This window comes from Paenibacillus sp. PastM-3 (genome assembly GCF_029893965.1).
GTDB lineage: Bacteria > Bacillota > Bacilli > Paenibacillales > Paenibacillaceae > Paenibacillus_AQ.
This window is the reverse complement of sequence record NZ_JARXXP010000019.1, coordinates 109227-122664: the sequence shown is the minus strand read 5'-3', so window position 1 is coordinate 122664 and position 13438 is coordinate 109227. Positions and strand designations below refer to the sequence as shown.

Annotated in this window: 18 protein-coding genes; all 18 read left to right on the top strand. The window is 52.8% G+C overall.

All coding sequences use genetic code 11. The annotated features are described in order from the left end of the window. Positions 1-533 (top strand): hypothetical protein (locus M2108_RS22880; protein WP_277547355.1); only part of this gene is annotated, 533 nt, incomplete at its 5' end. Positions 534-593: 60 nt separating this feature from the next. Beyond that, positions 594-1940 (top strand): AAA family ATPase, encoded by a 1347-nt coding sequence (locus tag M2108_RS22875; RefSeq protein WP_277473034.1) that lies wholly within the window; start codon positions 594-596, stop codon positions 1938-1940. Next, positions 1940-3040 carry an ATP-binding protein gene (locus tag M2108_RS22870; RefSeq protein ID WP_277473033.1) on the top strand — a complete coding sequence of 367 codons (1101 nt, stop codon included), beginning with the start codon at positions 1940-1942 and terminating at the stop codon, positions 3038-3040. The genes M2108_RS22875 and M2108_RS22870 overlap by 1 nt, the downstream gene beginning before the upstream one ends. A gap of 26 nt (positions 3041-3066) precedes the next feature. Continuing rightward, positions 3067-3657 carry a hypothetical protein gene (locus tag M2108_RS22865; protein WP_277473032.1) on the top strand — a complete coding sequence of 197 codons (591 nt, stop codon included), beginning with the start codon at positions 3067-3069 and terminating at the stop codon, positions 3655-3657. Positions 3658-3666: 9 nt separating this feature from the next. Further along, positions 3667-5247: a DEAD/DEAH box helicase gene (locus M2108_RS22860; RefSeq protein ID WP_277473031.1), complete on the top strand. Its 1581-nt coding sequence runs from the start codon at positions 3667-3669 to the stop codon at positions 5245-5247. Positions 5248-5280: 33 nt separating this feature from the next. Then, positions 5281-5655 carry a hypothetical protein gene (locus M2108_RS22855; RefSeq protein ID WP_277473030.1) on the top strand — a complete coding sequence of 125 codons (375 nt, stop codon included), beginning with the start codon at positions 5281-5283 and terminating at the stop codon, positions 5653-5655. 39 nt (positions 5656-5694) lie between these two features. Next, the gene (locus M2108_RS22850) at positions 5695-5841 is read left to right on the top strand and encodes a hypothetical protein (RefSeq protein WP_277473029.1); all 147 of its coding nucleotides are present in this window, start codon (positions 5695-5697) and stop codon (positions 5839-5841) included. 46 nt (positions 5842-5887) lie between these two features. Then, positions 5888-6643, top strand: coding sequence for a phosphoadenosine phosphosulfate reductase domain-containing protein (locus M2108_RS22845; protein WP_277473028.1), 756 nt, complete (start codon positions 5888-5890; stop codon positions 6641-6643). Beyond that, positions 6621-6992: a hypothetical protein gene (locus tag M2108_RS22840; RefSeq protein WP_277473027.1), complete on the top strand. Its 372-nt coding sequence runs from the start codon at positions 6621-6623 to the stop codon at positions 6990-6992. Before M2108_RS22845 ends, M2108_RS22840 begins: the two co-directional genes overlap by 23 nt. A gap of 17 nt (positions 6993-7009) precedes the next feature. Next, entirely contained in the window at positions 7010-9268 is a 2259-nt protein-coding gene (locus tag M2108_RS22835) for an AAA family ATPase (RefSeq protein WP_277473026.1), read from the top strand. A gap of 282 nt (positions 9269-9550) precedes the next feature. Further along, on the top strand, positions 9551-9811 hold the full coding sequence (locus tag M2108_RS22830; protein ID WP_277473025.1) for a hypothetical protein: 261 nt from the start codon (positions 9551-9553) through the stop codon (positions 9809-9811). 25 nt (positions 9812-9836) lie between these two features. Further along, positions 9837-10211, top strand: coding sequence for a RusA family crossover junction endodeoxyribonuclease (locus M2108_RS22825; RefSeq protein WP_280777194.1), 375 nt, complete (start codon positions 9837-9839; stop codon positions 10209-10211). Positions 10212-10214: 3 nt separating this feature from the next. After that, positions 10215-10439, top strand: coding sequence for a hypothetical protein (locus M2108_RS22820; RefSeq protein WP_277473023.1), 225 nt, complete (start codon positions 10215-10217; stop codon positions 10437-10439). Between the two features lie 4 nt (positions 10440-10443). Further along, the gene (locus tag M2108_RS22815) at positions 10444-10746 is read left to right on the top strand and encodes a DNA-entry nuclease (protein ID WP_277473022.1); all 303 of its coding nucleotides are present in this window, start codon (positions 10444-10446) and stop codon (positions 10744-10746) included. Positions 10747-10878: 132 nt separating this feature from the next. Further along, on the top strand, positions 10879-11394 hold the full coding sequence (locus M2108_RS22810; RefSeq protein ID WP_277473021.1) for a hypothetical protein: 516 nt from the start codon (positions 10879-10881) through the stop codon (positions 11392-11394). Between the two features lie 5 nt (positions 11395-11399). After that, positions 11400-12263 (top strand): hypothetical protein, encoded by an 864-nt coding sequence (locus M2108_RS22805; RefSeq protein ID WP_277473020.1) that lies wholly within the window; start codon positions 11400-11402, stop codon positions 12261-12263. 20 nt (positions 12264-12283) lie between these two features. Continuing rightward, positions 12284-12754, top strand: a complete 471-nt coding sequence (locus tag M2108_RS22800) for a sigma-70 family RNA polymerase sigma factor (RefSeq protein ID WP_277473019.1) — start codon at positions 12284-12286, stop codon at positions 12752-12754. 119 nt (positions 12755-12873) lie between these two features. Then, entirely contained in the window at positions 12874-13437 is a 564-nt protein-coding gene (locus M2108_RS22795) for a putative metallopeptidase (protein ID WP_277473018.1), read from the top strand. Position 13438: the final 1 nt, after the last annotated feature.

The following is a 13438-nucleotide window of genomic DNA, read 5'->3' as shown; positions in this document are numbered from 1 at the left end:
GTGGCAACCGGAACAGTGGCGACGGGAACAGTGGCAACCGGAACAGTGGCGACGGGAACAGTGGCAACCGGAACAGTGGCGACGGGAACAGTGGCAACCGGAACAGTGGCGACGGGAACAGTGGCGACGGGAACAGTGGCTACGGGAACAGTGGCGACGTGAACAGTGGCTACGGGAACAGTGGCGACGGGAACAGTGGCAACCGGAACAGTGGCGACGGGAACAGTGGCGACGGGAACAGTGGGCATTTTAATTCTGCCAATTACTCAGCCGGGGCGTTTTGTTCAGAAGAACCGCCGTTCCTCCTGTTCAACAAGCCGAGCCCGATCAGCCGGGAGGATTTCGAGAATTCAAACGGTTACTGGATCTGCCGCCGGCTGCGGCTGGTAGACAATGAAGGAAAGAGCATCGAGTACAAAGCAGCATGGGCTACGCTCTGGGAGTCGCTGTCTAATCCGGAGAAGATCGCTGTTCAGGCGATTCCAAACTTTGACGCTGATGTATTTGAAGTGATTACAGGCATTCGGGTGTAACAATATCGCTTAATGGGCGGCCGCTGTGTCGCCCTTCATACACAAAGGAGGAGCGCATCCGTGATTAAGATCAGCAAACTTGAAATTGAGAACGTGAAACGGGTTAAGGCCGTAAAGATCGAGCCGAGCAGTGCGGGACTGACGGTTGTCGGCGGCCGGAACGAACAGGGGAAAACCAGTGTGCTGGATGCCATCGCGTGGGCGCTGGGCGGCAACAAATATCGTCCATCCCAAGCAGAACGGGAAGGATCCGCAGTGCCGCCGTATCTCCAGCTTACGCTTTCCAATGGCCTTGTAGTCGAACGGAAGGGCAAAAACAGCGACCTGAAGGTTATTGATCCAAACGGCCAGAAGGGCGGCCAACAGCTCCTGGACAGCTTTGTCGAAGAGTTGGCCCTCAACCTGCCTAAGTTTATGAATGCATCCAGCAAAGAGAAGGCCAATATCCTGCTGCAGATTATCGGCGTTGGCCAGCAGCTTCACGAGCTGGAGGCAAAGGAACAGGAGATTTATAACCGCCGGCATACCATCGGCCAGATCGCTGATCAGAAGGCTAAATTCGCCAAGGAGCAGCCGTACTTTCAGGACGCGCCGAAGGAACCGGTATCAGCATCGGAGCTGATCCAGCAGCAGCAGGGTATACTGGCCCGCAACGGTGAGAATCAGCGTAAACGGCAGCGGCTGTCTCAATATCAAGCTCTCTATGCCAATCAGGGCCAAGAGGTAGAGCGGTTGAAGGTGATGCTGGCTGATGCTGAAGCAAAGCATGCTCAGACTGGGGCGGATTTGGAAGCAGCACAAAAGGATACTTTGCAGTTACACGATGAATCAACTGCGGAGCTTGAAGCGAATATCCAGCAGATCGACGAGATTAACCGCAAGGTACGGGCTAATCTGGACAAAGACAAAGCAGAAACGGATGCCAGCGACTACCGGCAACAGTATGATGCGCTGACCAACGAGATAAACGGTGTTCGCCAACAGAAAACGGATCTCCTGACGAACGCGGATTTGCCGCTGCCGGGACTGACCGTAGCAAATGGGGAACTGCTCTACAACGGCCAGCGCTGGGATAACATGAGCGGATCCGGCCAATTGAAGGTAGCCACAGCTATCGTACGGCGCCTGAAACCTGACTGCGGCTTTATCCTGCTCGACAAGCTGGAACAGATGGACCTTGAGACGCTGAAAGAGTTCGGCAGCTGGCTGGAGCAGGAGGGCCTGCAGGCGATTGCAACCCGGGTCAGCACCGGGGAAGAATGCAGCATCATCATTGAGGACGGGTATGTTACCGGGCAGGAAGGTGTTACGCTGCAGCAGCCCCCGGGCGAGATTGATCCAGGCGAAGGCTGGAGTCAACCAGCAGCGCCTCCATCCTCTACATCTTGGAAAGCAGGTGAATTCTGATGGAAGTAATCAGCGGCAAGGTACAAAAAGCGAAGAAGGTCGTCATCTACGGACCTGAGGGCATCGGTAAATCATCGCTGGCCGCACAGTTCCCGCGTCCTGTCTTCATTGATACGGAAGGATCGACGACCGAAATGGAAGTCGATCGTCTTCCAAAGCCGAACAGCTGGGAAATGCTCAAACAGCAGGTCGGCTGGGTTAAGCAGCAGGGACCCCGGTTCGGCACCTTGATCATCGATACGATTGACTGGGCTGAAATGCTCTGCACAGATAGCGTATGCGCCTCCCACCAGAAAAAGGGCGTTGAGGACTTTGGCTACGGCAAAGGTTACATCTATGTCTCAGAGGAGTTCGGCCGGTTCCTGAACCTGCTCAGTGATGTAGTAGAGTCCGGGATTCACGTCGTGTTGGTTGCTCATGCTCAGATCGTCAAGTTTGAACAGCCTGACGAGATGGGGGCTTATGATAGGTACCAGCTCAAGTTGGGCCAGAAGACCAGCTCGCGGACGGCACCTCTTGTCAAAGAGTGGGCAGATATGGTGCTCTTCATCAATTACAAGACTCTGTCTGTAGCTGCCAACAACCAAGGCACCAAGCATAAGGCACAGGGCGGATCCCGGGTGGTCTATGCCACACACCATCCGGCATGGGATGCGAAGAACCGCCATAACCTGCCTGATGAGTTCCCGCTGGACTATGGACGGCTCGCTCATATCTTCAACGGAGCAGCCCCGCAGCAGCAGGCAGCGCCAGTTACACAACAGCAGACCCCTGTGCAAACCGTAATTCCGACAGAAAATATTCCAAATAATATTCCTAATCAGCAGGCTGCACAAGCGGCAAATTTAGCTGCTCCTGTAAGCACCGCACCACCGGCAGCCGGCCTTAATCCTAACATCCCGCCTGCACTGCGCGATCTCATGACGCAGAACAATGTCACTGAGGCTGAGATTCAGATCGTTGTCAGCAAGAAGGGATATTACCCTTATGACGCACCTATAGCCAACTATGACCCGAATTTCATTAACGGCGTGTTGGTTGCAGCTTGGCCGCAGGTGTTCGACATGATTAAAGATTATCGGGATAATCTTCCGTTCTAATACATCCATCTTAGGAGGCAAACAGCATGAGTCAAATGGAAAGAGAATTGAGTTGGGAAGACGAGATTGAAAAGGATGGTGGGGAATTTACCCTACTGCCGGCAGGTGACTACAATTTCACCGTAACGAAATTTGAGCGCGGACGCTTCAGTGGTTCCGAAAAAATGCCAGCCTGCAACCAGGCTAAGCTGGAACTGACTGTGCATTCTCCAGAGCATGGCGATGTAGTTATCTTCCATAACCTTTTCCTGCACACGAAAACAGAGGGCTTGCTCTCCAACTTCTTCGCTGGCATCGGCCAGAAACGTAAAGGTGAAAAGCTTCGGATGAACTGGCAAACCGTCATTGGATCCAAGGGTCGTTTAAAGCTGGAGGTCAATAACTTTAGGGGCCGAGATGGTGCAGATAAAACGAATAACCAAGTGAAAAGCTTCTACGCTGCTGATGAACTGCCAACAGGCCAGCCGCCGCAGCAGCAGGCCCAGTACAACCAGGCACCACCGCAAGCCGGACAATATCAGCAGCAGGGGTACCAGCAGACGCAGTATCAACAGGCTCCTCCATTCCCGACGACTCCACCACCGCAAGGCGGCGGCTGGTCATCCGGACAGTTTTAGGTGGCTGCCATGGAGCTGAGAGGATATCAGCAGCAAGCGCGGGAATCGATTCAGGAAGAATGGGGGCGGGGCGTCAAGCGGACGCTCCTGGTCCTTCCCACAGGCTGCGGGAAGACCATTGTATTCAGTAAGGTAACGGAGGACCGGGTAAGGCTGGGCGAGCGTGTGCTCGTCCTGGCCCACCGGGGAGAGCTGCTGGATCAGGCAGCTGATAAGCTGGCCAAATCAACTGGGCTGGTTTGCGCGACAGAAAAGGCGGAGCAGACATCGATCGGCAGCTGGTACCGGGTGGTGGTCGGCAGTGTTCAGACGATGATGCGGGATAAGCGCCTGCAGAAATTTGCCGCAGATCATTTTGACACCATCATCATCGATGAAGCTCACCATTGTCTGTCTGACAGCTATCAACGGGTACTTGCTCACTTTAAAGAGGCGCATGTGCTGGGTGTTACGGCCACACCAGACCGCGGCGACATGCGGAACCTGGGCAGCTACTTTGAGAGCCTGGCCTATGAGTATACGCTGCCGAAGGCGATCAAAGAAGGATTCCTCAGCCCGATCAAGGCGATGACCATTCCGTTGAAACTGGATTTGTCCACAGTCGGTCAACAGGCTGGGGACTATAAAAGCAGTGATCTGGGAACGGCGCTGGACCCATACCTGGAATCAATCGCTGCTGAAATGTGGAATGTGGCCAAAGACCGGAAGATTGTCGTGTTCCTTCCGCTGGTGAAGACCAGTCAGAAGTTCACCAACATCCTGAATTCGATCGGCTTCAAGGCTGCAGAGGTCAACGGGGAGTCTCAGGACCGGGCGGAGGTGCTGGCGGATTTCGATGCCGGCAAGTACAACGTATTGTGTAACAGCATGCTGCTCACGGAAGGCTGGGACTGCCCCAGCGTAGATTGTGTTGTTGTTCTGCGACCGACGAAGGTCCGCAGCTTATATAGCCAGATGGTCGGGCGAGGTACCCGGCTGTTCCCTGGTAAAACTGAATTGTTGCTTCTGGACTTCCTTTGGCACACTGAACGGCATGAGCTTTGTCACCCGGCACACCTTATCGCTGAGAATGAAGAGGTAGCTGCGGCCATGACCAAGCAGATCGAGGAGGCTGGCATTGCGCTGGACCTGGAAGCCGTTGAGAAGCAGGCGACTGAAGATGTCGTGGCAGCCCGCGAGGAGGCCCTGGCGAAGCAACTGGCCGAAATGAAACGGCGTAAGCGGGCTTTGGTGGATCCGCTGCAGTTTGAAATGAGTATCCAGGCAGAAGATCTGTCCGGATATACCCCGGCATTTGGCTGGGAAATGGCACCGCCGAGTGACGCACAGGTAAAGACGCTGGAGAAGCTTGGAATCCTGCCAGATCAGATCGATAATGCTGGCAAGGCATCAAAATTACTGGAACGTCTGGATAAGCGCCGTCAGGAGGGCCTAACTACACCGAAGCAGATACGGCAGCTTGAGAATCGTGGATTCGAACATGTTGGAGCATGGCCATTCACAGCAGCGCAAAAGTTGATTGATCGGATTGCGGCCAATGGTTGGACAACGCCAAAAGATATTAATCCAAAGGAGTACCGATGGGAGTAGTCACACGGTTCATCAAATATAAGGAGGATTTATATGTCCAAATTAAAGTTATCGGAACTGCCAGATGATGTAGAAGTAAGCCGGGAATATATCCATACGACATACACCGTTGCAGAACTTAAACGCGAATTACTGGAGTTAAATGAACCGCATCATGAGCATAAGGACTGGGCAGTAATAAGCCGGGAAACATGGCGTCCTTGCGCAGAGTCAATGATTGAGTCTTACATTGATAACTCTGCTGACGATATGTACGAGGATGCAGATGAGAGTATGAGGGATGGAATCGGGACGGATGAAGTGATAGCAGCGGTTCAAGCCGTTTTGGATGCAGCTATGCCGGATGGTTTGGGTTATTGGACATTCGGCAAGGACGTTGAGATTGATATCTTTCCGCCTACAGAATAATCCAAGGATACTTGTCATCAAGAAAGTGAGGTATTCCAGATGAAGACAGTCATTCGTCTCCGGGACGATCAAGGAAACATCATCGGCACGATCCGGGAAGAGAAGCAGCTTGAGCCGATCGAAGTCCTTCGCAATTTCTGCCTTGCCTTATCGCTTCTTGGTCTGGTGTTGTTGTGGCTAATGTAGGATCACAGTAGACGCATACGGTTCACCAGGGGAGGGAGAACGGACGATGCACTTACCAGATGAAATAAGAGACTTGATAGAGTCCGGGGCAATTTTCTACTGTTCTCACTCTGGCGGAAAGGACTCACAGGCAATGTACGCCAGGCTGCGGCAGGTGATCCCAAATAATCAACTGGTTGTAGTCCACGCCAATTTAGGGGAGGTTGAGTGGCCGGGAGTTGTGGACCACATTCGGCGTTTTATCACTCACCCACTTCACGTAGTCAAGGCAAACAAAACATTCCTGGGGATGGTGGAAGCCCGGGGGATGTGGCCCAGTGCAGCGTACCGGCAATGCACCAGTGACCTAAAACGCGGGCCGATATTCAAATTTATCCGCAATGACCTGAAAGAGCGTGGAGCTACGATAGCAGTGAACTGCATGGGGTTAAGAGCTGCGGAGTCGGCTTCTCGAGCAAAGCGTGAACCGTTGAGATACAACGTTCAGGAGAGCGTGAACGGGCGGGTTGTCCGGCATGTATGGGACTGGCTCCCGGTATTCGATCTGGCTACTGAAGATGTGTTCCGGGAGATCAGGGAGGCCGGAGAGGAACCATTCTGGGCGTATGCTGACGGTAACGAACGGTTGAGTTGTGTGTTCTGCATCATGGGCAGCGTAAATGATTTGAGACACGGAGCAATCTGCAACCCAGACTTATACCGCAGGTACGTTGAGCTGGAACGGAAGATCGGACACACCATGTTTATGAAGGGAAAGGAGTCTATCAGCCTGGAAGATCATGTCGGCATCAAAATTGATTAATGCGCATTACGAAGATACTGTGAAAGAAGGTGAACCTGTGCAGAATGAAAAGGCTATGCTCGATGGCAACATCGTTAGGATAATGATTTCTAAGAATGTCGCTGAAATCGAACGTATGCGGGAATGGGCGCATAAAAGGATCGATATGATTGCTAATTCAAAAATAGCAGAATTGATTCCGTTCAACGAAGAGGTTACGGGCATAAATGAAAATTGGGAGAAACGCCGCTGCGAATGCGGCCGGGGATACTCTGTTGAGCAGATCCTGGGCGACGAGCTGGAGGAGCCGGCGTGCCCGGAATGCGGCAATACAAACAGTGAATTAATTAGTGAAGCATCCGGAGTATAGGCATAAGGAGAAATGACATGGAGCATAAATTGGATTTGGTTGCCCTGCTTGGCCATGTGGATCCGTCATACCTGGGTTACCAGGAATGGGTCAATGTCGGCATGGCACTGAAATATGAAGGTTACACAGCCAGCGACTGGGACGAGTGGAGCCGGCGGGACAGCGGGCGCTACCGTCCAGGTGAGTGCTTCAAGAAATGGACTACGTTCGAGGGCACCGGGAATCCGGTAACTGGGGCGACCATCACGCAGATGGCCAAGGACAACGGCTGGCTGCCGCGGTCCGGCTTTGATCACCACGAGCTGGGCTGGGAAGATGAAATCTCCGGATCCGCTGGAGATTACGTGGTCATCGATAAGAACTGGATTGAAGGGATGGAGATCCACGAGCCAGTTGACTGGAATCCCGTTCAGCAGCTAACAACGTATTTGAGTGCTTTATTTGAAGCATCGGAGCAAGTCGGCTATGTCACAGATACCTGGAAGAACGACGAAGGCAAGTATCTTCCGACCAAAGGGAACTGGGACCGTACGGCAGGCGAGCTGATTCAGCTACTCAATCAGTCCGGTGGAGACATCGGTTCCGTGCTGGGGGATTATGATCCGGCTGCCGGCGCTTGGATCCGGTTCAACCCGCTGGACGGCAAGGGCGTCAAGAATGAGAACGTTACGGAATTCCGGTATGCGCTGGTAGAGTCTGACACGATGGACATTGAGAAGCAGAACGCCGTCATGCGGGAGCTGGAGCTGCCGATCGCGGTCATGGTCTACAGCGGTGGGAAGAGCCTCCACGCCATCGTGCGGGTCGAGGCGGCCGATTACGAGGAGTACCGGAAACGGGTTGATTACCTGTACAACGTCTGTAAGCGTAACGGCCTGTCCGTGGATAATCAGAACCGGAATCCTTCACGGCTCTCCCGCATGCCGGGAATCGAGCGGAACGGGAAGAAGCAATTTATTGTGGACACCAACATCGGCAAGTCCACCTGGGCGGAATGGCATGAGTGGATCGAGGGCGTTAACGATGATCTGCCAGATCCGGAAGGCCTGACGGAGTTCTGGAACGACATGCCGAAGCTTTCCCCGCCATTAATTCACGGTCTGCTGCGGCAGGGGCACAAGATGCTGATGGCGGGGCCGTCTAAGGCTGGGAAGTCCTTCTCCCTGATCGAGCTGGTTATCGCAATCGCTGAGGGCATCAAATGGCTGGCCTGGCAGTGTGAGCGGGGGAAGGTGCTGTACGTCAACCTGGAGCTTGACCGGGCGAGCTGCCTGCACCGATTCAAGGATGTGTACACTGCCCTGGACCTACCGGGGCAGCACATCGGCAATATCGATATCTGGAACCTGCGCGGGAAGTCGGTACCGATGGATAAGCTGGCACCGAAACTGATCCGCCGGGCGCAGAAGAAGAACTATATCGCGGTCATTATTGACCCTATTTATAAGGTATTGACGGGAGACGAGAACAGCGCTGATCAGATGGCTCATTTCACGAACCAGTTTGACAAGATCGCTACGGAGCTCGGTGCCAGCGTTATTTACTGTCATCATCACAGTAAAGGCTCCCAGGGCGGCAAGAAGTCGATGGACCGGGCCAGTGGCAGCGGCGTGTTCGCCCGCGATCCGGATGCTCTGATTGACTTGGTGGAGCTGGAGCTGACAGAATCGCTGCTGAAGCAAGAGGAGAATAAAGCCGTATGTGCGGTATATGATCGCTTATTCCGACAATTCAATACAGCCTACCTGGAAGCTCACGTCTCTCAGGATGATCTGCTCAGCAAAGCTGTCATGGAGGAGCATGCCAAGCGCGGGCTAGCATCACAGGCTGCCTACGTACAGACAGAAATCGATAAGGCGCTTGAGTCCGTCCGGATCCGATCGGCTTGGCGGGTAGAAGGTACGCTCCGGGAATATCCGAAGTTCAAGCCGGTCAATATGTGGTTCCAGTACCCTATTCACCGCGTTGATGAGGTCGGCAGTCTCCAGGACATCGAGCCAGAGGGAGAGCAGCCGCCTTACAAAAAGGCCACCGGTAAGCGGAAGGAGAAAGCCAAAGAGGAGCGTCGGACGAAGGCAGAGGAGTTCGAGGACGTGGTAAACAACTGCAATTACGGTGAGCCGCCCACGCTTAACGACGTCATGGCCTGGTACAGTTCGACCGGAAAGGAAGTCGCCGAGCGGACAGTTCGGGACTGGATCAAGAAATTCGGCTATGAAATTGACCGTTCTATCGGTTTCCGTATCGTCAAAAAAGAGGACGGGGAAGTGATTTAAAATGCAGCGGCTATCTTTTTTTCATGATAGTTGCAAACCGCAATAAGTTGCGGGGAAACCATCATTTCATGTTCGCTGCAACTTTGCAATGATCATGATTGCCGCAATCCCGCGAAAAGATGCGGGGAGAGTTCCCTATATATATAAATATAACGCGCGCGCATATTTGATTAAATCATGTTTATGAGACTGTAAAGTCAGAAAGAGAAGGACCCCGCAATTAAACCTGCGGGCTCCCCTCCTTTGACTCGTCACTGACATCCGCGCGAGAAGGAGAAAAAAATGACGAAAGAAAAAAAGTATGCCAGCAACTACTGGGATGAAGAAAAAGGGGAAGTTATTGAATTCGGCAATAACTTCATGCGTTGCTATGATAAAGCCGGAAAGCTTCAGTTCGGATCAAAATATACAAACAAGGCTGGCGAAACGGTATATCAGGTCAAATTCGTTATTGACCGCAAGGAGCTATTCGATGATGACCAAGCGGCCGATTACCTGCGGGCGACAATCAATGACTGGGAAGAGATGTTGGAGGGCGAATAACATGCCGACTGAATTCTTTATGCCTATGAAAAAGCCACCGACCATCACCCATCAGCAGAAGCAGGTAACGATCGTTAACGACAAGCCAGTCTTCTATGAGCCGGATGAGTTGAAGGCTGCGCGGGCGATGCTTATGGCACACCTTGGTCAACATGCTCCGAAGCGTGCGTATGTCGGTCCGGTTCGGCTCCTGGTGAAGTGGTGCTTCCCGCTGAAGGGCCAGCACCAGGACGGGGAGTACAAGGCGACGAAGCCAGATATCGATAACAGCCAGAAGCTGCTGTTCGACTGCATGACGGCCTGCGGGTACTGGAAAGACGACGCGCTAGTTGCCAGCCTGATCGCTGAGAAGTTCTGGGCGGCGCTGCCTGGCATCTATATCCGGATCGAGGAGCTGTAAGCCATGGACTACGGAGCGTTCTTCGCGGATGTGCAGGCGTGGATCGGTCAGGCGAATCAGGCAGCTGCTCATTATGGTATGAGCAGTCCGGAGTTTTGGCAGTGGGTATCCGGCTCTGCCGGAAGTATCTGCAGCAAGTATCAGGATCATCCTCTGGCTATCAAGCAGATGCAGATGCTTTCTGAATGGCTGGAGGGGGTCCTGGAGAAACAACAGAGGGGCGGTTGATCATATGGGCAAGTTTATACGCGGGGCGCTTGCCCCGATTCCAGAAGAAGATGCACTGGACGGTATTACTTACGATAGCTGCGGTAAGATGAAATTCCATCCCGATTTCCATTTCAGTCACGGTGAGCACTACAGCCTAGAGGATCTGGAATACCTTTGTACCTTTTTCGGCTTTGATACGACACGCTCTCTGTCCTATGCGATCGGAAAGACGGAAGGCACTTGCCGTAAAAAGTACAAGGAACTGTTGGAGACTGGGAAGGTTGACTACTACCGTAACAGCTATAAGAAAAAACTGGAGGTATGACATGCGAATCATAACCCCAGATCCAATATTTCAGGACATTCCGTGGGAGTTCATAACAGACGATAACGGGAAGGTGATCGGAGAGGTATTCTTGACTCTCCCGGATCCGCCAGCAAGGAGGCGACAGTTGAAATGGGGCACTGGTTTTACATCACGCCAGAAGAGTATGCCGCTGCTGAAGAAGTCGGAATAGCACCCGGTATGCTGGATCGCCGGATCAGAGAACAGGGTTGGTCAAAGGAAAAAGCGATGACTACACCACCTAGAAAGGGAACGAATCGCCGACACTGGGCAGCTATTGCCGAAAAGAACGGAATCAACTATGCGGCGTTCATGTCGAGGGTATATCGGGGATGGTCAATGGAGCTGGCAGCGACAAAGCCTTTGGAGTCTCCAGAAGAAGCAAAGCTTCATGCCTTAAAGGCGACAGAGCACATGCGTAAGCTACCGAGTGAATACCTTAGGCTCGCTGAAAAGAACGGTATTCCGTATGCCACCTTTCACACACGGGTTCGCATTCATGGATGGGACCTAGAGCGAGCAGCAACGGAGCCGGTATGGACCCGTGAGCAGATAGGCCGGTTAGGCGCACAGCGCCGGCGGGAACGTGAAGGCGATTGGGCAGCAATTATTTTTGGGAGAAGGTGAAAAAGATGCGGCGAGGCGGACAATCAGGTACACCGATACCCAACCGGGCTGTTGAACATCAGTCATACGGTACCGGGTCTGTGAAGGAATATACGCTCACTCCAGAACAGCTGGAAGAAATCCGGCAAAAATATCCGGTCACGAAGCGAGATAAGAAATTCAAGGCCCCAATTGAAATCAAGACTAAACTTCAGGAGGAGAAGCGGATGGGTAAGTTTACAATGACAGAGGCGGAATTTAAGGCTGCCCGGGAAAGCGGCAAGACGATTGCGCAGATTGCGAAGGAACAGGATGTTACCGAAGTCACAGTCTATAACAGCATGAGACGCTGGGAGGCTAGTGAAAAAGGGCAGAATGAGCAAAAGCTGTTGCGCGAGAAGGATGCTGCTCCGCCGGCAGATACTCAACAGTTGGATAAGGCCATCCATGAAATCGAACGGTTGACACTCGAGGTAGCAGCGAAGGGTGAGGCGAATAAAATCTTACAAGCCCGCTTAGAGTCGGCTGAGACTGAGGAGAAGAAGTGGAAAGAGCAGGCGGGCAGTGTTGCAGCTGCAAGAGACTCAGCGCAGGAGGAGTTGGTGGAAGCATATGAGGAGCGAGATATGCTTCGGGATGAGATTAACCGGATGATCACCGAGCGTGACGAACTGGTAGCTGAGAATGACCGCTTGGAGCGCCGAATGGTTGAGGCCCAGGGAGAAGCCACACGGGCCTGGAGCGAGGTGGAGGAGCTGCGTGATACGCTGGGTCACCCGATGCTGGCTGAAGTGCATAAGCCTTCCGAGTCGGTTGTATTGGATACGGCTATTGCTGATTTGACCCGGGCGCGTTGGATCCTGAACCGGCTAACAGCTTCCGGAGAGTAAACAGAAAGGGGTCGTACAGCATGAGTATTATCAAGGCAACATGGATTGAGACGCTGATCTGTCAGTACGCAACGGAAGCCCATACGCTTGAACGCTACCGGGACACCTTAGACCTGAAGGACCCGGCAGCGGCAGAGGAGGCCGAGACGGTCTCAGGCATGCTGGCAGATATGAGATATGCCTTAACCTGGATGCGGCGCGGCAGACGGCCAGGGAGCCGCAGAGGAGCTGAGCGGACGGATGTATACCGACAGCGTGAGCTATTGGTTAAACTGGCAGGAGATGAAATGAGCAACGAGGAGAAGCTGCATATGGTCGATGCGCTGCTTCTCCTGTCTGACAGAGAGCGAACATGTTTTCTGCTTTATGTGGCTCAGGGCTTGCTGTGTCAAGAGATTTCTGATAAACTTGGCATAGCACCAAGTACCGTGTATATGTATGTAACACGGGCCAAAGATAAGCTTAAGAAGCATTTTCCAAGGCCTTTGTAGTAATCTTGTAGTAATTCGTGTAGTAACTCATACAGTGCTATAAGTCTGTCTATCATGAGTCCTCCATTGCGGAGGGCTCTTTTTTGCGTTCCGTATACCGTGAAAGGAGCCGAGGCGCCGTGAGCAATGCAATATGCCAGTCATGCACTAAATTCATAACCTGCGAGTCGCCTTGTGCTGCCATTCAAACGCTGTATCAGATTTATGACGCGCAGGATGAGAAGGACAAGACGGTTCGCATCCGTAACCTGAAAAGACAGTTAGGCATCCAGGACGCAGAGCCTAGCCGGTCTTTAAAGCGGCTTGCCGATCAGATCATCAAGCGGTTTCCCGAGTTCAGCATCATTCGGGAGTTTAATATCAAAATCGGCTACGTGGTCAGCCAGGAGCGTAAGCGCGGCGAGAAGATCACGTATGCGGATTGCCGGAAGGTGCAGGAAGTCTTCAGGGCGTATCTGCCTTATGACTTCATCATCACGTTTTATGAGCGGAACACGGGAATGCTCAATGAGAATCAGCAGAAGGTTCTCATGCTTCATGAGCTTCGGCACATCACAATTGGGGAAAAGGGCTTGAAGATCCGCCCCCATGACATAGAAGATTTCAAGGACATTCTGGAGCCATACGGGCTTGACTGGAATGAGCCGGGTAAGGAATTGCCAGATATTTTAGGAGGTGAGTAGG